This window comes from Shewanella sp. BC20 (assembly GCF_003129585.1).
Classification (GTDB): domain Bacteria; phylum Pseudomonadota; class Gammaproteobacteria; order Enterobacterales; family Shewanellaceae; genus Shewanella; species Shewanella seohaensis.
The window spans coordinates 1-18,672 of sequence record NZ_NHRI01000021.1 but is presented as its reverse complement, the minus strand read 5'-3'; the positions used below and the strand labels follow the sequence as shown (position 1 = coordinate 18,672).

17 protein-coding genes are annotated in these 18,672 nt (G+C 50.6%); 11 read left to right on the top strand and 6 right to left on the bottom strand.

What is annotated here, in order from left to right:
* Nucleotides 1–238: 238 nt before the first annotated feature.
* The 8 genes from CBX96_RS18200 to CBX96_RS18165 all read left to right on the top strand — a co-directional run bounded on the left by CBX96_RS18200 (nt 239) and on the right by CBX96_RS18165 (nt 8,192).
* Entirely contained in the window at nt 239–2,458 is a 2,220-nt protein-coding gene (locus CBX96_RS18200) for a TonB-dependent siderophore receptor (RefSeq protein ID WP_109287631.1), read from the top strand.
* A 1-nt stretch (nt 2,459) separates the two neighbouring features.
* Nucleotides 2,460–3,827, top strand: coding sequence for an ATP-binding cassette domain-containing protein (locus CBX96_RS18195; protein ID WP_109287630.1), 1,368 nt, complete (start codon nt 2,460–2,462; stop codon nt 3,825–3,827).
* Nucleotides 3,817–4,500, top strand: coding sequence for an energy-coupling factor transporter transmembrane component T (locus CBX96_RS18190; protein WP_089068838.1), 684 nt, complete (start codon nt 3,817–3,819; stop codon nt 4,498–4,500). The genes CBX96_RS18195 and CBX96_RS18190 overlap by 11 nt, the downstream gene beginning before the upstream one ends.
* Nucleotides 4,497–5,039, top strand: coding sequence for a hypothetical protein (locus tag CBX96_RS18185; RefSeq protein WP_011624585.1), 543 nt, complete (start codon nt 4,497–4,499; stop codon nt 5,037–5,039). Before CBX96_RS18190 ends, CBX96_RS18185 begins: the two co-directional genes overlap by 4 nt.
* A 15-nt stretch (nt 5,040–5,054) precedes the next feature.
* Nucleotides 5,055–5,792 carry a DNA-binding protein gene (locus CBX96_RS18180; protein ID WP_109287629.1) on the top strand — a complete coding sequence of 246 codons (738 nt, stop codon included), beginning with the start codon at nt 5,055–5,057 and terminating at the stop codon, nt 5,790–5,792.
* Between the two features lie 7 nt (nt 5,793–5,799).
* Nucleotides 5,800–6,042 carry a hypothetical protein gene (locus CBX96_RS18175; protein ID WP_023266167.1) on the top strand — a complete coding sequence of 81 codons (243 nt, stop codon included), beginning with the start codon at nt 5,800–5,802 and terminating at the stop codon, nt 6,040–6,042.
* A 219-nt stretch (nt 6,043–6,261) separates the two neighbouring features.
* Nucleotides 6,262–7,452, top strand: coding sequence for an HD-GYP domain-containing protein (locus tag CBX96_RS18170; protein ID WP_109287628.1), 1,191 nt, complete (start codon nt 6,262–6,264; stop codon nt 7,450–7,452).
* 104 nt (nt 7,453–7,556) lie between these two features.
* The gene (locus CBX96_RS18165; protein WP_109287627.1) at nt 7,557–8,192 is read left to right on the top strand and encodes a paraquat-inducible protein A; all 636 of its coding nucleotides are present in this window, start codon (nt 7,557–7,559) and stop codon (nt 8,190–8,192) included.
* A 32-nt stretch (nt 8,193–8,224) separates the two neighbouring features.
* Here the strand turns inward: CBX96_RS18165 and CBX96_RS18160 are convergent, their stop codons facing one another.
* From CBX96_RS18160 to CBX96_RS18145, 4 genes are read right to left on the bottom strand one after another with little or no spacing between them, the layout of a single operon-like run.
* The gene (locus CBX96_RS18160; RefSeq protein ID WP_109287626.1) at nt 8,225–8,530 is read right to left on the bottom strand and encodes a DUF3240 family protein; all 306 of its coding nucleotides are present in this window, start codon (nt 8,528–8,530) and stop codon (nt 8,225–8,227) included.
* Nucleotides 8,527–11,580 (bottom strand): efflux RND transporter permease subunit, encoded by a 3,054-nt coding sequence (locus tag CBX96_RS18155; protein ID WP_109287625.1) that lies wholly within the window; start codon nt 11,578–11,580, stop codon nt 8,527–8,529. The genes CBX96_RS18160 and CBX96_RS18155 overlap by 4 nt, the downstream gene beginning before the upstream one ends.
* Nucleotide 11,581: 1 nt before the next feature.
* Complete coding sequence (locus tag CBX96_RS18150) at nt 11,582–12,610, bottom strand: membrane fusion-like protein (RefSeq protein ID WP_109287624.1); 1,029 nt, start codon at nt 12,608–12,610, stop codon at nt 11,582–11,584.
* Entirely contained in the window at nt 12,607–13,809 is a 1,203-nt protein-coding gene (locus CBX96_RS18145; protein ID WP_109287623.1) for a metal transporter, read from the bottom strand. The genes CBX96_RS18150 and CBX96_RS18145 overlap by 4 nt, the downstream gene beginning before the upstream one ends.
* A gap of 144 nt (nt 13,810–13,953) precedes the next feature.
* On the opposite strand from CBX96_RS18145, the gene CBX96_RS18140 reads away from it, so the two are divergent.
* Both CBX96_RS18140 and CBX96_RS18135 read left to right on the top strand, forming a co-directional pair.
* Nucleotides 13,954–14,499 carry a LuxR C-terminal-related transcriptional regulator gene (locus CBX96_RS18140; RefSeq protein ID WP_109287622.1) on the top strand — a complete coding sequence of 182 codons (546 nt, stop codon included), beginning with the start codon at nt 13,954–13,956 and terminating at the stop codon, nt 14,497–14,499.
* Nucleotides 14,500–14,611: 112 nt separating this feature from the next.
* On the top strand, nt 14,612–14,758 hold the full coding sequence (locus CBX96_RS18135; protein WP_083758005.1) for a hypothetical protein: 147 nt from the start codon (nt 14,612–14,614) through the stop codon (nt 14,756–14,758).
* A gap of 49 nt (nt 14,759–14,807) precedes the next feature.
* Here CBX96_RS18135 and CBX96_RS18130 read toward each other — a convergent pair whose 3' ends face one another.
* Both CBX96_RS18130 and CBX96_RS18125 read right to left on the bottom strand, forming a co-directional pair.
* On the bottom strand, nt 14,808–15,758 hold the full coding sequence (locus CBX96_RS18130) for a YeiH family protein (RefSeq protein ID WP_109287621.1): 951 nt from the start codon (nt 15,756–15,758) through the stop codon (nt 14,808–14,810).
* A gap of 265 nt (nt 15,759–16,023) precedes the next feature.
* Nucleotides 16,024–16,587 (bottom strand): malate synthase, encoded by a 564-nt coding sequence (locus tag CBX96_RS18125; RefSeq protein ID WP_011624573.1) that lies wholly within the window; start codon nt 16,585–16,587, stop codon nt 16,024–16,026.
* Between the two features lie 208 nt (nt 16,588–16,795).
* Here CBX96_RS18125 and CBX96_RS18120 point away from each other — a divergent pair, with 208 nt between their 5' ends.
* Nucleotides 16,796–18,328: a DUF3612 domain-containing protein gene (locus CBX96_RS18120; protein ID WP_109287620.1), complete on the top strand. Its 1,533-nt coding sequence runs from the start codon at nt 16,796–16,798 to the stop codon at nt 18,326–18,328.
* The last annotated feature ends 344 nt before the right edge of the window (nt 18,329–18,672 follow it).

Genomic DNA, 18,672 nt, shown 5'->3' with positions numbered 1-18,672 from the left:
GAGTGTGTGACTTTTGCCATAGTCTCATTTTGAGACGCTAAAAAATGTGACCCAGATGGGTCTTTTTGTCGATACCGTTGTCTATGTTGGACATTTTGTCTCTTTGTGATGCACCGCATTTTCCATTTGTTGCAATTAGTCGATCTGAGTTGGTTTTTGATTTTTTTTCGGTTGAGACGGAAATTTCTCCGACCACAATAGGGGGCACATCTTAAATTTCCTGTATGACAACAATAATATGATTACCAGAAATACCGCCTTTAGAGTGTCGTCCTTAGCGCTGGCAATTGGGCTGAGTTTTACCGCCTCCGCCGATGAAACCGCCCGTGATCCCCTGCTGAATGTGAATGAAGTGATTGTCGTCCACGGCGAAGGCGCTGACGCGGAGCAATTGGCGACCACCCATTGGAGCATCGACGAAGCCGAAATTCGTGCTCTGGGTGCACAGACCTTAGACCAAGTGCTGAAAAATGTACCAGGCGTCTATATCCGTGTGGGCGGCGATGGTACTCCTAGGGTCGATATTCGTGGTTTTAAGACTCGCCATGTCACTCTGTTGGTGAACGGCGTACCTATGAGCAGTGCCGACGATGGCCAGTTCGACCCGAGCGTGATCCCAACCAGCCAAATTGCCTCGGTTGAAGTGTCGGTTGGGCCGACTTCAGTTCTGTACGGCCCAAGTGGTGCTGGCGGGGTGATCAATATTATTACTAAGCAAGGCAGCACAGCGCCCGCCTTGTCTGGACGTTTAGAAGCGGGTAAAGACAATACCTTTAATGGTGATATTAGCGCCGCTGGCTCGGGCGATGATTGGCAGGGATTGGTGAGTGTTAGCCGCCAGCAGACCGATGGTTTCCCTATGTCGAACGATTTCGAGCCAACTCAATATCAAGACGGTGAGCTGAGAGTTAACTCAGATAAAGAAGTCACCAACGTCTATGCCCAAGGCAGCTATTGGTTATCGGATAAGACACAGCTGATCGCCAATATGGCACTGCGTAATGGTGAGTGGGGTAAACCCTCACGTGATGGTACTGGCAGCGGTAAGCTCAAGTATGAGCGTACCGACGACTATGATTCGCATACCTTCCAACTCGGCTTAGCCCATCAGTTTGACGATACCTTTACCCTGCGTGGATTTGGTTATCACAATCAAAGCGATACCTTAGAAGCAGCCTATGCCGATGAAACCTATCAAGCATTGACGCAAACCCAAGATGGCCGTTCCGTGGTGCAAGGGGTCAATTTACAGTTAATCACCGATTTTCATAAAGCTGGGCTGTTAACCACCTCTGTGATTGCTGAAGAGCAGAGCTGGAAGTCTGTAGTGGACACTTACTCCAGTAACGCTGGCAGCGGTACTGGCAATAACTCGGGTACAGGCAATGGTTCAGGTTCTGGCAGCGGCTCAGGTAGCGGCACAGGCTCTGGCAGTGGTACGGGTAGCGGCGGCGGAACAGGCGGTGGCACGGGTAGCGGCGGCGGAACAGGCTCTGGCGGTGGCACGGGTAGCGGCGGCGGAACAGGCTCTGGCGGTGGCACGGGTAGTGGCAGTGGAACAGGTTCTGGCGGTGGCACGGGTAGTGGCAGTGGAACAGGCTCTGGCAGCGCTGAAAACCTAAATGATTCTGCATGGTTATATACTGCAGCGGCCGAATATCAGTATCAGTCAGAGCATAACTATGGCTTCACCTTGGGCGGGGCTTTCCATTCACTCGATACCTCAGACGGTACGGATGATAACTACTCGGCGATGGCGTCTAGTTATTGGCAGATTGTGCCTGACTCTCGTTTGAGCCTGAGTGTGGCCCGCAAAGTACGTTTCCCTTCTATGGTGAATTTGTACTCGCAATCATCGGGTAACAGTGAGTTAGAAGCGGAAGAGTCTAAACATGTTGAGCTGGGTCTGGATCAAAACCTACCAGCCAGCACCGACTTCTCGCTCTATGGTTTTTACACCGATGCGAAGAACTATATCGCCAAAGATACTGATGGTTTCTACCAAAATATGGGGCGCTATGAGTTCAAAGGGGTTGATTTCCAGATTAACAATCATGCGATTGAGCATTTAGATCTGAGCTTCTCTTACAGCTTCCTAGACTCGAAAGAAATGGAAGGCGACGATACCTTAGATGCGCTGCAATATCGTCCTCGTCACCAGCTGCGCTGGCAAATGAGTTACGAATTCCCATTCGAGACGCAAGTCCACCTCAATGTGGAGCGTATCCTCGATCAGGTTTATGCGACTCAGGTGAAAGTGAACGGTCAGAACCAGTATCAACAGCAGTCGCTGGATAACTACACCTTAGTGGATATCAACTTAGTGCAGCCGCTGATCGCCGATAAGTTAGAAGTGTATCTGCGCGCCACTAACCTATTGGATGAGAACTACTACCAGAGTGAAGCATTGCCTCAGGCTGGTCGTCAGTTCTTCGTTGGTGTGAACTGGCAGATTTAAGATGAAATTACTCGAGCTCGACGGTGTCAGCTTTAACTATGGTAGCCAATTAGCCCCAGTTTTACAGGAGCTTAAGCTCTCGATTGGCGCAGGCCAATGCCATTGTGTGAGCGGGCCAACGGGCTCGGGGAAATCGAGTCTACTCAATCTACTGGCGGGCGTGCTGTCGCGTCCCCATGAGGGCGATATTTGGCGTCATCCAGAGCTGGTGACTGGCTTAGTGATGCAGGATCCTCAAACCCAGCTACTGAGGCAAACCGTGGGCGCCGAAGTTGCCTTCGCCTTAGAGAATCTCGGCATCCCCGCCGAGAATATGTTGCCTAAGGTGCAGTTAGCGCTGCGACGCGTCGGGCTGTTTTTACGGCTCGATACCCCTGTCAGTACCCTTTCCCTCGGCCAAAAATACCGTTTGATGATTGCCGCCCAGTTGGTGTGCGAGCCGCATTTACTCTTGCTCGATGAGCCATGGGCGCAGCTCGATGATCACGGTGTAAGCGAGCTATTGGCAGTGCTGCGTAATTTGATTGCCGAAGGTATGGCATTGGTGCTGGTGGAACATAATGCGGCGGCCTTTGCCGAGATTATCCAGCACTATTGGCAATTAGAGGCTGGCCGTTTATCCGAGGGAATATACACCGTTAGCGATGCCCCAGTGCAGGACGTGCCAGTGAGAGCTTGGGGAGGCGCACATCACTTAGGCAAAGTGCTGGTCAGCGCCGAGGCGTTTGATTTTTGCTTCGATGGTTGTCAGCCCTTGTTTAGCTGTCCGCAAGGGTTTCAACTGCATGCGGGCGAGATAGTGACCTTAGTGGGGGATAATGGCGCGGGTAAAACTAGCCTCTTAAAATCCCTCGCGGGCATGCTGCACTTAAAGCTACGTTTGCCACTCAAGGTGCTAGGCCGTAAACCTAAACTCGGTGTGTACGGCGCCGAGTTAGGGCTATTGCTGCAAAGGCCGAGTCGACAACTGTTTGAAACCAATGTGCTGGCCGAGATGCAGTTTAGTTTGAATCGTTTCGAACTTCCGACTGCGCGTGCCGAGCAAATGTTGCTTGATCTCGAGTTGAGCACTCTGGCCGAACAGTCGCCCCATAAGCTGTCCTATGGTCAACAACACCTGATTGCCTTGGCATCCTTAGCCTGCTTGCAGCCTAAGGTACTGCTACTCGATGACCCGCTCGCGGGTATGGATAAAGAGTACTATCGCAAAGTTTGGTTCCTGCTCAAGCGCCTCAGTGCCCAAGGCAGTGCGATTCTGATGACCAGCCACAGGCTGGTGGAACACAGTGCGGTGTCGCGGCAGTTAAGCCTGCGCCAAGGGCTGTTGGCAGAAGAAGCCATGGGGATGGAGGAGCGCTATGTGGGTTAGTTGTCGTCGATGGCGACTACGTGCCCGCCGGCGTTGGAGTCGCGAGAAGCAAGAAACCACTCTGTGCGCGCTGTCGCTGTTTTTAGTCTGCGTACTTTCCGCCTGCGCTTTTGTATTGCCCGCCGATTTGCTGCTGCCGCTGGCGGCCGTGAATGGCTTGCTCGTGCTCCATGGGTTAGCGCGCCGAGGCAGTATAATGGGCGTGGTGAAACTCGGCGTGATTCAACTGACGATTACCTTAAGTCTTTATCTGCTGCTCTATGGTGTTGATCACCTTGCCCAAGGCGCTGTGGTGGTGGGACGCATTATTTTAGCGACTATCCCTGGATGGTGGTTGTGTATCACGGCGGCGCCTGAGCGTATCGGCGAAGTCTTAAGTGCATTCTTGCCGAGCAAATGGGCCTTTGTGGTGGCTGCATCTTTGAGTTTGCTGCCCTATATGGCGGACGAAGTGCGCGAGATTTACCAGATCCAGTGTCTGCGCGGCGCACGCATTACCCCTAAGGCGCTGCGGAATCCTAAAAACTGGCCAGAATTGGTGTACTGCGTGCTGTTTCCTGTGTTAATCCAATTGCTTAAATTATCTCGCCAGATGGCGGTTGCGGCCCAGAGCCGCCACTTTGGTAAGAGTTCACGTGCCACCCATTGGCATTCACCCAGAGACAAAAAATGAATAAAAAACTCCCCCTGAGCTTACAGGATTCTTTGTTTATCGGCTTTTGTGCCACCCTGCTGGTGGCATTGACGGGCATGTTAAGGCTCAAGCTTGGGCTTTCTGGCCACAGCATGTTTTTAATGAGCTTCTTCTACTTGATTTGCTACGGCGTGCTTGGGCGTTTCGGCAGCATGATTGCCTGTGGCGGCATTGCGGGTTTAGTCGCCATGGCGCTCGGTGTTGGTAAGGGCGGTCCAATGATTTTATTGAAGTTTATCTTACCTGCTATCGCTATGGATCTGGTGGCCTTGTTGTTACCGCTCACATTAAGCCTGCATTGGCGCTGCGTGATTTTAGGCATTGTTGGTTGTATGGCGTGGGCGGTCAAAGTGGCACTGACCAATGCGCTGGCGGGCATGGCGCTCGATGTCGTGCTGATCCAATGGGGCGCAAGCGTGCTTAAGGGCGGATTCTTTGCCACCTTAGGTGCCCTGTTAGTGCCTCCCGTGCTGCATAGGCTTAAGGCCCATGATCTCCTTCACCGTGACAAGTTTTAACTGCTAGGAATACCGATGAAAAATTGGCTTATTTGTATCGACGATACCGACGACATTGGCACTAAGGGCACGGGCGAAATTGCCGAGGAAATTGCACTCTTACTCGCGCAAACTTCAGGAGGTAAGGCCTCCTTTGTGACACGGCATCAACTGTTTGTGCACCCTGACATTCCCTACACCTCACACAACAGTGCCATGTGTTTTGCGCTGCAGTCGCCATTATCGCAGACGGAAATCCATCGTCTGGCGGTCGCGCATCTGGTGGCCGAAGCGGCGCCTAAGGCGGATCCTGGGATTGCGATTTTGGATGTCGATTCCGACTATGATGTGCATGCGCTGATAGACTTCGGACTCAGCGCCAAGCGTGAGGTGATTACCAAAGAAGCCGCCTATCAGCTTGCAGAGCAGTTACAGATCCAACTCACCGAGCACGGTGGTACTGGCCAAGGCGTGATTGGTGCCTTGGCGGGATTAGGGCTGCGCTTAATGGGGAGCGATGGGCGAGTGAAGGGTCAAATCAAACTCGGTCAACTTGAGGAAGTCTCCCTCGAATTAACTGTGGCAGAGATTCTCGAGCAGACTGGCCTCGATGCGGTCATTAGCACAGATAAAACCCGTTTAGCGACGGATGAAAAGGTTCAACTCAAAGGCAAAGTGAAGGCCGTTTACCTTGAGCATCAATTTGTATTGTTAGTCGCGAAGGACGGTGAACTTTGGCGTAATGCGGGTAAGCAAGCCTTACAGGACTATTGAGGTGAAAATGGAGCAAGAGCTACTTCAACAGTTTGAATACGAGACGGAGCGCTGGATTTTTCGGGCGGGTTTACAGCAATATTCCGAGGCGAGACGGGTGGCACAACTGTGCCCTCGCTTTGCTCCCGATGATGAGGATGAGCAGGTCGATGATGAACTTCGCTCCTGTTATAACTGCCAATATCGTCGTTGGATGATGACAAGCTTCGAATGTTTGATGCTAAAAAATACCGTATTATTAACTAATTAGCTTATATTTGAACCGAGTCCCATCATTTTGCTTGGTTTTTGCCTTGTTCTTTGAGGCTTGTCATCAAAGCATATGGTGCTTTTAGCCTCCCCAGCTTAGAATGCAAGTTATACTGTCCTATACTACCAAGATAAAAATGGCTTCATAATGTGCTAAATTAGCATAGTGTGTTGCGTGGTCAGTAGCAGTAATCTTCTCTATGCCTTGGGGTTGCTAGAAATGAGTGAGTCGGCAGAATCAGTTGAGCTAATCAAATTACCCGTGTCGCAATTAACATTGGGTATGTTTGTCTGTGCGATAGACAAAAGTGATCAAGGTCGACTCGCCATTGCAAACGCTGGCCAAATCAAGCACAGGGATGCGATTGCCAAATTAACCAAGAATGGGATCAAATTTGTTTGGGTCGACACTGAACGTTCGGCCGAACATTGTGGCTTTAAACGTAAAGCCAGCAACAACATTCCGCCAGAACCGAAGAAACCGTTAGCGACCCGCGAGAATCAACAAAAGCAGGCGCAGGTCATTTTGACCGAAGCGAAAGACTTGATCCGCAAAGTCTTGTCAGAAACCTTTGAAGGCAAAGCGATAGAAGTCGCCCCATTCGAAGCCTTAGCCGACAGCATGATTGAATCTGTCTTGTTGGATGAAGACGCGCTGAGATGTATGTCTGCACTGCGTTCAAAGGATGCTTATCTGCTTGAACATTCAGTGAATGTGGCCTTCCTGTTGGTTACCTTTGGTAAGTACTTAAAGCTCGACCGTTCGATTCTTCGGGAAATGGCGGTCGGTGGTATCTTGCACGATATCGGCAAGATCAAGGTCGATAACAAGGTGCTTCATAAGCCGGGTAAACTGACCCCAGAAGAATTCGAACATATGAAGCTGCATCAAGTGTATGCACTTGAAATTATGAACGAAACAAAAGGCTTATCTCAGGTCAGTAAAGACGTTTGCCTGATGCACCATGAAAAGCTTGATGGCCGTGGATACCCAAGGGGATTAAAGGCCGAGGAAATCCCACTCCATGGCCGCATGAGTTGTATCGTTGATATCTTCGACGCCCTCACCGCCACTCGTTGTTACAAAGAGGCCATGAGCCCCGCGGCGGCCTTTAAGATCCTACTGAGTTTGACACCGTTCCATCTCGATCAAGAACTGGTATACGAGTTTATTCGCTGCGTCGGCGTGTATCCTGTCGGTTCTTTGGTCGAATTGTCCGATGGACGAGTGGGTATCGTCTGGACTTCGAAGGACCGGGACGCATTACACCCGATCGTAAAATGCTTTTATTCTTTAAAAGCAAAACGTTACACCGAGGTGGTTATGGTAGATTTGCTCAAGTCGGATCTGCATATTGAACGCGGAGTTTCACCTAGCTCGCTGGATATCGATCCTAAACCCTTCTACTAATGCGCGCCGTTGCGCCTGATATCTGCCAAGTTGTCAGGTGCCATTCATTGCCCCGATAAGGGGAAAGGCCGTACACTGGGCCAAAGTTTTTCTAGGGCCCAGTTATGAATAGTGTACGCAACTCTCTCCTTCCGATTCTCGTTATTCTGCTGTCTTTAGCGCTGTTAATTCCCGGCGTGACTCAACCCATTTTGAGCCTCAATGGCAGCATAGATAAGGCCAAACTCACCGAACAAGGGATTGAGCAGGTCGCACAAAGTTTCGATGAGGACTCGGGGCGCGACAGTGCCCGTGGCATGTTGAATATGGTCAGTGGGCTGTTGGGGCTGAATAACCTCAAGGGTGAGGTAGAAGTATTACAGCAAACCCGCAGTATTTGGAGCACAGTCACCGAATTATACAACTCAGGCAATCGCTTAGTGGCTGGTCTGGTGATGCTGTTTAGTATCATTATCCCCGCAGTGAAACTCAGTCTGATGTTGGTACAACAAAGCGTGAGTTCGGTTGCGCTGCAGTGGCGCATTCATCATCTAGTGTCTGCGCTGGCGAAATGGTCGATGGCCGATGTGTTTGTGGTGGCCCTGATCATTACCTTTTTGGCGGGCAATGCCTCGGGTGGCATGGGCGAAATGCTAAAGACCAAGGCGCAGTTTGAGAGCGGATTCTACTTCTTTACCGCCTACTGCATTCTCTCAATCGCCAGTGGTTACTTAGTGCGTCGCCCAACCCCGATTCTGTAGTCACTCACTCAAAGGCTGTATGCCCTTTATCGTTAGGAAAGCGTGCCGTTTTGATAGATGGGCTTAATCCAATAACGGCAAGGGTTGTGTTTACAGACCTTTGCTAGTGCCTCAAGCAGGGCGCTTTGCTGGCTTACAGGGTGCATAATCTCAAACTTACAAAACTCCCGATAACCTTCCACTTGTTCCTTGATGTTGAAATGGCTGTGCTCTCGGCTAAATCCGCAAATATTGCCCAAGCTAAAGCCGGATAAAAACTCCAACTCAATCAGGGTGTCGACTATATCGTCCTTAATATCGTTTTGGGCGATCAGGACTAGCAGTTGTTCCGTGCTCATCGGCGTTTCTCCAGCCAAAAATACAACATGGGCAGTAAATACAAGGTCGTAATGGTCGATGTGAGCAATCCACCGATCACCACAATGGCCAAGGGTTTTTGGATTTCAGCACCTGGGCCCGAGGCGAACACTAAGGGGATCAAACCAAACATGGCGGTGGTGGCCGTCATCAGAATGGGTCTGAGTCGCCGCGCCGCACCCTGTTCGACTCGCTCCCTGAGGCTGCCAAATAAGTATTTGGTTTGTTCGTAATAACTGACCATCACTACGCCGTTAAGCACGGCGACACCGAGCAGGGCGATAAAGCCTACTGAGGCGGGCACCGAGAGGTATTCCCTCGAGAGATACAAGCTGACGATACCGCCCATCATGGCAAAAGGGACGTTAGCGAGGATTAATCCCGATTTTGCTAGTGAGCCGAAGGTGGTGAATAAAATCAAAGTGATCAGTGCGATAGCTATGGGGATCACCAGCAACAAATTGCTGGTGGCGCGCTGCTGGTTTTCAAACTCGCCACCGAAGCTAACGCTATAGCCGCTGGGCAGTTTGATTTCCTTGGTGATTTTGCTGTTTAGCTCCTCCACAAAGCCCACAATATCCCGCCCTTGGACGTTGGTGGTGATCACCGAAAAGCGATTTCCTTGTTCCCGCTCGATCAGGATAGGGCCCTGTTTATAGCTCAAAACGGCCACATCGCTTAGGCGTTTTAGGGAATGATCTGGCATCACCAATAGCTGATTTTGCAGTTCGTTAATGTTGCTGATCTGCGCTTGATTATTGGCGATAAGCACGGGCGTGCGCTTCTTCCCTTGCAGCACTTCGGTGACGACCACGCCTTCGAGTTGGCTCTTGAGGTAGCGGGCAAACTCCATAGTGCTCATCCCAAACCCACGGGCCAGCTCGTTATCTAAGGTGAGATTAATAAAGGGGCTGCCTTCAATCATCGCCATCTTAACGTCGACACTGCCCTGAGTCGTTGTGACCAGTTGTTCTATTTCGCCGGTGAGCTTGCCTAAGGTCTCGATATCATTACCGAATACTTTAATCGCGACATCGCCAATGCTGCCTGTGAGCATTTCGGAAACGCGCATTTGTATCGGTTGCGTAAAGTTAAAGTTCACGCCGGGATATTTGAGCAGCACAGTGCGGATGGCATCGATAAGTTGCTCTTTGGTCGCAAAACGCCATTCGCTGCGGGGCGCCAGCTCTAAAAACACATCGGTTTCGTTCAATCCCATAGGATCTAAACCAATCTCATCGGCGCCGGTGCGCGCCACCATCTGCTTAATTTCGGGGATTTGGCTTAGCAGGGTTTGCTGGATCTGTTTATCGATAGCGATGGAAGCGTCGAGGGAAATCGAAGGGGATTTCTCTAACTGGAGAATAATGTCGCCCTCATCTAAGGTCGGCATAAAGGTTTTCCCCACCAGACTAAACAGGCCGAGACTGACAATCAGCAAGCTAAAGGCGGTGAGCATAAAAGGTTTTTGCCAACCAAAGCAGGCTTTTAGGCTGCCAAGGTAAAGGTGCTTGAGCTTTTCGATGGCCTTAGGTTCTTTCGCGGCCTTTTCGTTAACGAGATACGAGGCAATCACGGGGATCACAGTCAGCGATAACACCAGCGCCGACAGCATGGCAAACACTATGGTGATGGCGACTGGGGTAAAGAGTTTGCCTTCTAAACCACTGAGGGTGAGCAGTGGCGAGAACACTATGATGACGATAACCGTGCCCGATACTACCGGAATGGCGACGTCTTTGGTGGCGCGAAAGATCAAGTGTAAACGCGGCAAACGCTGTTTAGTGGCGATTAAATTCACCATGTTTTCAACCACGACCACGGAGGAGTCCACCAACATGCCGATGGCGATAACGAGGCCTCCGAGGCTCATCAAGTTAGCGGAGAGATTGAAGTAATCCATCATCAAAAAGGTGAACAGTGCGGCTAGCGGTAGCGACAGGGACACCACTAACGCGGCGCGGACATTACCTAAAAACAGTGCCAGCAATACGATGACCAGCACTACGGCCTCGAATAGCGCATTGGAGATGGTCTCAATAGCGGTATTGATCAGGTTGGCGCGGTCGTAAAAGGTGTTTATCTGGCTGCCTTCGGGGAGAGTCAGGCTGATTTGCGCCAGCTTTTCCTTAATGTTGTTAACCACTTGTGCCGTATTGGCGTCCTTGAGGGCAATGATTAATGCTTCGGCGGTTTCGTTACCATCCTTAGTCACGGCGCCGTAGCGCGCAAGGTGGCCTATCTGGATATCGGCGAGATCCTGCAAGCGATAGACCTTGGCATTATCGGCTTTGATCACTAGCTGTTTAAGCTCGTCGATATCATCGATGCGTCCCTCGGAGCGCACTATGATGGTGTCAGTACCTATGGTGAGCTTACCGGCACCTTCGTTGTGATTATTCTCCACAATCGCTTGTTGCAGCGCGGCAAAGCTCACGCCCGCAGCCGCCATCGCCGCAGGATTGGGGCTGATACTAAAACTCTTGGCATAACCGCCGAGGATATTCACATCGGCAACACCCGGCACTGTGCGCAGCAGCGGCCGAATTTCCCACTCGAGTAATTGACGTCGCTCCAACAGGGAAAGATTGGGGTTTTCGAGTGAAAACATAAAGATTTCACTGAGCGGCGTGCTCATGGGCGCCACACCGCCACTCACGCCTTCGGGAAAACTGTCCCAGACCGCCGAGAGGCGCTCGCTCACCTGTTGGCGCGCCCAATAGATATCCGTGCCTTCTTCAAAATCGAGGGTGATATCGCTAATGGCGTATTTAGTGGTCGAGCGCAGAATCGATTGCTTCGGAATGCCGAGCAGCTCGGTTTCAATCGGGACGGTAATCTGGGCCTCGATTTCCTCCGGCGTCATGCCCGGAGCCTTGAGGATAATCTTCACTTGGGTTGGGGAAATATCCGGAAAGGCATCCAAGGGAATGGCGAACCAAGCGCGTGCGCCTGCCAACATGAGGATCAGCGCCACAATCAGCACAAAGAGTCGCTGAGTGAGCGAAAAACGGATCACAGAGGTGAGCATCTTATTCGCCTCCTAAACCGAGCATGATGCCTTTCACCGCGGCAACCGACTGGGATAGGACTTGCAGCTGACTCAAGTCTTGATCGCTGGCGACAATATATTGCTCCGGCGTCGAACCTAAAATATCGACCGTCAACGCATTGAGCTGGTTATCGGACTGAGTGAACACTTGGCTGTCTTGCTCCCAACTAAACACACTGTTTTTGGGCAGTAAATAGACGGCCTTTTGATACTCAGGAACCACAGTCATTTGCTGACCTAACAACAGGTTACATTCCTGTGGCACCGCCGAAGACCAAGCCGTGACAAAGGCGCCTTCGGCGATGGCTGACAGTGACTCAATCGCGATATGGCATTGATTAATGTTGATGGCCGACAGGGAGTGTGACTGCCCCGTCGGCACATTCACTTTGACGCGGATGCTGTTATTGGGCACCAGTGAAAACAGCTGATCCCCGGCCATATAAGGGCCGCTGATGGCATTGAGTTTAACGATACCGTCGACGGGCGCGGCGACCACTAAGGAGTCGGTTGCCGCATCCGTGCTGTGGACGCGCTCCATAAAGTGCTGCATATGCTCGTATTCGAGGTGGGTCGTGAAATAGTCCTGACTAATCTCACGCCATTTTTCGGCGCTTATGCTGCCATTGGCGAGCAAAGGTTTGTTGCGCTCATAGCGACTCTTGGCGAGTTGATACAGGCTCGCCGCGGCCTCGACTTGGGCGAGGTAGTGGAACACTTCTGGCCCAGTGAGTTTGACTATCGCTTGGCCTTTACTGACGCGCTGGCCTTGGCCGACGAGAAAGTGCACCTGCTGGATATTCTCGGGCGTGCTGATCCAGTAATCATTGCCGGGGAGGATTTCAACCTGCGCTGGCAATGGACTGCCCTCATAACTGGCGACCCTTTGTGGTTGGGTGTAACTGAGGTCGAGATTGCCTAAGGCGCTGATGGCTAAGCTTTCGGCCTGCGCTGAGCCTACAACACTCGCGGATAAATAGAGAAGGCATGCGCCGTACTTGGCCATCATAATGAAATTCCTAAGGCTTGGAGTTGTTGAGAATGCTGTTGTTGCAAGCTGACGCGGTTAAGCGCCAAGCGGGATTCGGTGTCGAGCGCCTCCATATAGCGGCGCAGCCAGACTTCATAACTCACCTGATCTTGATCTTTTACCTTGGCGAGTTCCTCGGTAATGGTGCGACTGAGGGTGAGCGCTTGGGTGAGTAGGCGCTGTTGCTCGACGAGGTTAGTTTGCTGGCGGACTAATTGATCCCATTGGTTTTTAAGTTCGAGGGCGCTGCGGTCAAGATTGAGACTTTGCTCGGTATTCGCTTGTTGCCATTGGGATAAATCGCTCTGGGACAGTGCCGAGCCCAAGGTTAAGGGCACTGACACGGCGATGCCTAACTGTTGATCATCCACGCCCGTATCCGCGGTATTTTTTGCTGTGAGTGAGACGGTCCAAGGATCGCGCTCACCCGCTTGCTGAGTTTGGATCAGCAGCAGGTGTTGCTGTTGTTGCAGCTTTAGCAATTGCCATAGGGGATGTTGGGCTAAGGTCTCGGCGCCCTTGCCAAGCGGGCGGTCAGTTTCTTCTATCGCGCTTGGCATCTGATCTTGGCCCGTCAGCTGTTGATATAGGGTTAAAGATTGGGCTTGTTGCTGCAGAATGTCGGCACGGCTTAAGGCGATATCGACACTTTCCCGCTCCAGCAGCAGAGTGTTGGCCAGTGGCAATTCCCCCGCATCGGTCAGTTGTTTTTGCTGGCGATGGAGTTTATCGAGCAACTGCTGTTTGCGCTCAAGCTGCGCCAGTTTGACTTCGCTCTGGCGGTATTCCCATAGGCTCTGCCTTAATAATCCCGAGAGATACAAGGCTTGCAGCGCCGTTTGTTGTTGATGAATTTGCTCGGCGAGCTGTTTTATTTGCTTATCGCTGCTGTGTAGCGCGGGCGATTTAAATGGCAAATTGACTGAGAGTTCCTGCTCGTAGCTGTTACTATTATCCAAGCTCCCGAGGTGACTTAAGCTAATGCTCGGCAGGCCGGTGAGCCAGGTCGAGCTGGATAAATTTGCCGCTTGGTTACTCGACGAAGTGAGATGAGTCAACCTCGCTTGGCTGCTCGAAAGCGCTTGGGAAAGTTCAGCTTCCGCCGCAAGACACAGGAAACTACTGCCGACTAAGCTGGTCAACAGACATAACTTGATACAAGACGAACTGACAGACATGAGATGATTCTGTGGTATTAAACAATGCTGTCAGTGTAGGGATTGACGGCTGAAAGTCGTCGGGGACCTGTATCATAAATCCGCCTATGGTACATATGTCCCATAAAATAATTGATTGATTTTGCTTTTATTTAGGAGTTTTAGATGAAGGATATTGTCATTATTGGTCTGCTGGCACTCATCATGTGCTTTAAGCTTTTTGACATTAGTTCCGACATTCAATTAGGCATCCCGCAATGGCATTTAGTGCAGGAAGCCATACTCTTAGTGCTCACCGCCGTTGGGGCCATCTACCTCAGTTACGATTTAATTCGCCGCTCGCGCGAGGTTAAAGCCTTAGCAAAACGCCTCGAGTTCGCCGATAAAAAAATCGACAATATGTCGACCCAAATGCGCTCCGCCAGACAGGAATACAGCCAAGCCGTATCGAACCAGTTTGATACTTGGGGTTTTACCAAGAGCGAGCAGCAAGTCGCATTTTTATTGCTTAAAGGTCTGAGTTTTAAAGAAATTGCCGAAGTGAGGCAGACAAAAGAGAAAACGGTGCGTCAACAGGCGTCGACCATTTATGGCAAGGCCGATGTGGATGGCCGCCACACCTTTTGTGCTTGGTTTATGGAGGATTTTATTCAAGAACATAACCAAGAACTGGCGGCAAACGAGTCCGATAGCGCCCATAAAGCCGCTTAAGCTAAACGCTCAGGCTTAGTTGTTATAGCTATTTGTTATTGAAAATCGATATTGGCTGGCTTTTTGGTTCTAAACAATAATGAGCATCCCCTAAGTTCGTCGGAGGATGCAATTGAAAAACTCGCTGCTGATTGTGTTTTGCCTTATTGCCTTGGTTGCATCCACGCAAACCACAGGATTACTCCGCTCGCTGATCGAATTTTCCGCCTTTTTAGGCGTACTGGGGTTAGCTTGGCGGATTAAACCCAACGCCGAATAATGCATCCCGCGTTAGCACGTCAATCTGAGCTGCTAGGCTCAAATCCAATCTATTGAAAATACAGAATATAACCTAAAGACGTTATTCCAATCGCTGCCCACAGAACCACGCCCAGCAGCAAAGGCTTAGGGCCGCTCGCCCGCATTTTTTGCACCGTAATCCCCGCACCAATCAAGAACAGACATAGGACCAAGGTACGTTTCGATACCATAAACAGCGTGTCGTAGAGTGGTTGAAACTGTGGTAACCAATGGGCGATTGCGATGGCTAAACAGTAAAATCCAATAAAATACGGTAGGTTAAGCTTACGTTTATCGCCGCCAAAGATCAGGGCACTGACAAGGGCGATAGGGATAATCCACAGTGCGCGCGCCAGTTTAATGGTCGTCGCGGTTTTAAGTGCTTCATCACCATAGGCAGAGGCCGCGCCGACGACTGAGGAAGTGTCGTGAATCGCGATGGCACTCCACACGCCAAAATTGTATTGGCTCATATTGAGCAAATGCCCGAGGGCGGGGAATAAAAACAAAGCCACCGAGTTGAGTACAAATACACAGGCTAATGCGGTGGCGGTTTGGTCTGGTTTGGCATTAATGGCGGGCGATACGGCGGCAATCGCGCTGCCACCACAGATGGCGGTGCCAGAGGCGATTAAGTGCCCTGTGATCGGGTCAAACTTTAAAGCGCGAGTCACCAAAAAGCCCAAGATCAGCGTAAAAATAATCGAGCCGACAATTAATCCGAGGTTATGGCTGCTGGCCTCAATCGCGGCGTTGAAGTTAATGCCAAAGCCTAAACCAATAATCGAATAGGACAGTAATTTTTTGGTGAGGGCAGCGATATTCCAGTCGTTTGGCACCCAACCTAGGCTGGCCAAGGTAAAACCGAGCACAAGCGCCATAGGGGATGAGATAACAGGCGCGAGACACAGTAGCGCAGCGCAGATAAACACAAGGCGATGGGGTTGCTTAAGTTGCGAGACTATCGATGAAAAATTCATAACGCCTTAGGTTTGCGACTGAGTGTTATCGTTCCAATCTTGGATTGTCGTATTCATCCACATAGGCATGGGTACTCGAATAAGCCAACCGAATAAGCATTGGGACGCTGACAAAGACGGGCATTATAACGATTGCGTTCAGCTTCAATAAAATCAATTTAATTTATTTTGTAAGTCAATTTTATTGAGCCTTAATAAGCAGGTAGGTTTGAGGCTTAAAAAGGAGAGCCGCCGACGGCAACTCTCCCGTGAAAATACGCGGAATTTAGAGATTCACGATACGTTGCAGGCTGTAGTCGCCACCATCTTTAGCAGTAAACAGCTTGTCTTGAATATCGTTAGCGCTTGGCATTCCTGCATGTAACAGGCTTAACCAGTGGCGTGAGGTGGTGTTACGTGTCTCTGTGGGTTCGGCGGCTAACTCAACAGGCGCTTCGATTTGCACATCTTCCAAATTTGCTAAATCCCGCGCGCCTATCATGCCAGTGCGGTCGAAACACAATTCAACATGGCAGCCTTGGTCCTGTAACACTATGGCGCTTGGCGCATCTTTAGTGCCGTTGAAGGCAACAAACTGCTTGGTTTGGCGTAATCCGCTGTGGCTGCCGTCGGCAAAAAATGCCAGTAGGTGTTGGTAGTAAACCACATAGCTGATCACATCTTGGTGCGAACCCGCATCCAGTGGGAAATGACGGTCGAGGAACTGCTTCGCCTGGGCTAGTTTTTCATGCTCGGCCACGTTCACTTGGGCGACGGCAAGCACTTCTTCTGCGATGAAGCTGTTTAGATTCGGTTGGATCTGGTGGCTATTGATAATTGACATATTCATCGCTGTATCCTCTACACATTCAAATTAAAAATTAGGGCCTTGATTTCACTTCTAATGGTTCAACGTTTGTCTTCAATTTGGTTTGTCCGACAGAGTTAATGGTTAAGCAGTGTCAGGTGGATAACCTGCCTCGATTGCTTAATTTGTAGTCTAGTCTTTTTTTGACTACAATTTCACAATAAAAATTTTACAATGTGAATTTTACAAAATGCGCAATGACCAGAGCTTGATGAGAAAGTCACATTTCCTAGGGACAAAAATACGTAACCTACGGAAACGTAACAATTTAACCATGGAAGATTTATCTGCGCGTTGCATTCGCGTCGATGCAGGCAGTGCGCCCTCTGTGTCATATTTGTCGATGATCGAGCGTGGAAAACGCGTACCCAGTGCCGAAATGTTGGCCGTGATTGCCACGGTTTTTCAAAAGGACGTTGACTGGTTTTTAGACGACGTGCCCGAGGAAAGTGCCATCACGCCGGACAAAGGCCGCCGTGGTGGGATTAGCGGCATGGCGCTCGAACCCAGCTTTTTGTTTTCAAATGATATTTTGCAAATAGCAATCCCTGAAATGCTATCCCAGACTGGGATTTCGGGTCGACAATTCGCCCACTTATTAATTCGCGCCCATCAGGAACATCATCAAAACCATTTCCCCGATCTTGAACGTGCCGCCGAAGAAGTTGGGTTAAAACGTATGCCCTTATCCCTCGAGGAGATGCTGGATATTGCCAAGGGCGTAGGCTTAAAAATCAAATGGATAGATAGTACGCCCCAAGAAGTGATCGACGAGCGCGGCGTAAGCTCCCATCAGTTAGTGACTTCTTTCTTCGAGCCGCCCAGCACAATTTACATCAATAAAGTCCTTAAAAATCGCCCCAGTCGACTGAAGTACGATCTCGCCGCCCATATCGGCCATTGTGTGTTGCACAATAAAGATGGGCTTAAGAGTGTGATGATTTCTGGCCGAAAACTGGAGATGGATGAAGAAGTGACGATGCAGTCTAATACCCTGAACGCGCAGGATATTTTGCATGCGTGGCGCGACTTTGAGTCCAGTTTTTTTGCCGGAGCCCTGTTATGCCCTAAGGTGCCTTATCGACAATTGCTCGACCGCCACGGTTACGAAATTGAGGTGCATAAACAGCTGCAAGTGTCGGCTTCGGTCGCCATGCGGCGGATGACGGTGGTATCGCCTTATCCCCATTGGCATTATTTTGATGCCTATGCGCCGGGCAAACTCAAGGCCGTTTACCGAGGCAATGGTATTCCTCTGCCTTGGGGCAATATGCGGCTGGTGGAAGACCCTTGTCAGCACTGGGCGGTGTTTAGAATGATTAGCGAACCTTCAGTTGGGACCTCGGCGCAGATCTCGATTTTAAATGTGGGCAATGAACCACGGATTTACTGCTGCGAGTCGATTAAGGTCGAAGACTCGGCGGGCAACCCCCATGTGCTCTGTGCCGGTATCGATTTGAATCCGGCCATTGAAGCCCAAGGCAAAGATACACTCTCTATCGCCCATGATTTAAAAGCCGCCTGTGTGTCAGGTGGCGGCTCGGTCGCGATTCCCAAGCATATTAAAAGCGATCTAGTAAGTGTGGCTAAGATATTGAATATCAACTGGATTGAACGTGGTATTAAAAATGATGCTCGGCTTATCTGCTCCCGCGGCGCCGTCTGCCCACGGCAACCCAGCTGTTATCAAGCGGGTAAATCGCAGTGTGATGGGGCAGCGTAAATCACTATTTGATTTACGTTGAACTTTGCGGCCTGACGGCCGAAGTGAATCAAGGTCGTGGGTCTTCAACCCACACCCGACCAAGAGGGGATCAACAGCAATTCCCTCTTGGATCTCCCTTGCCGCCCCCAACGGAGTTGAATGCCCCTTGTGCTCATTGGCAAATTTGCTATCGCTTCCGAAGGATGCGTCCCTGCACCTGCGAAAGCTAGTCGGTCATATATGGACCCATCCGGTTTGCAAGACATTCGATAGCGATTTTGAGAAGAGTTCATTGCACCCATATATCCGGCCTGTTGTTGAGGGATCTCTCTGGCCCTGATGGATATCTGCTTCTACTGCCC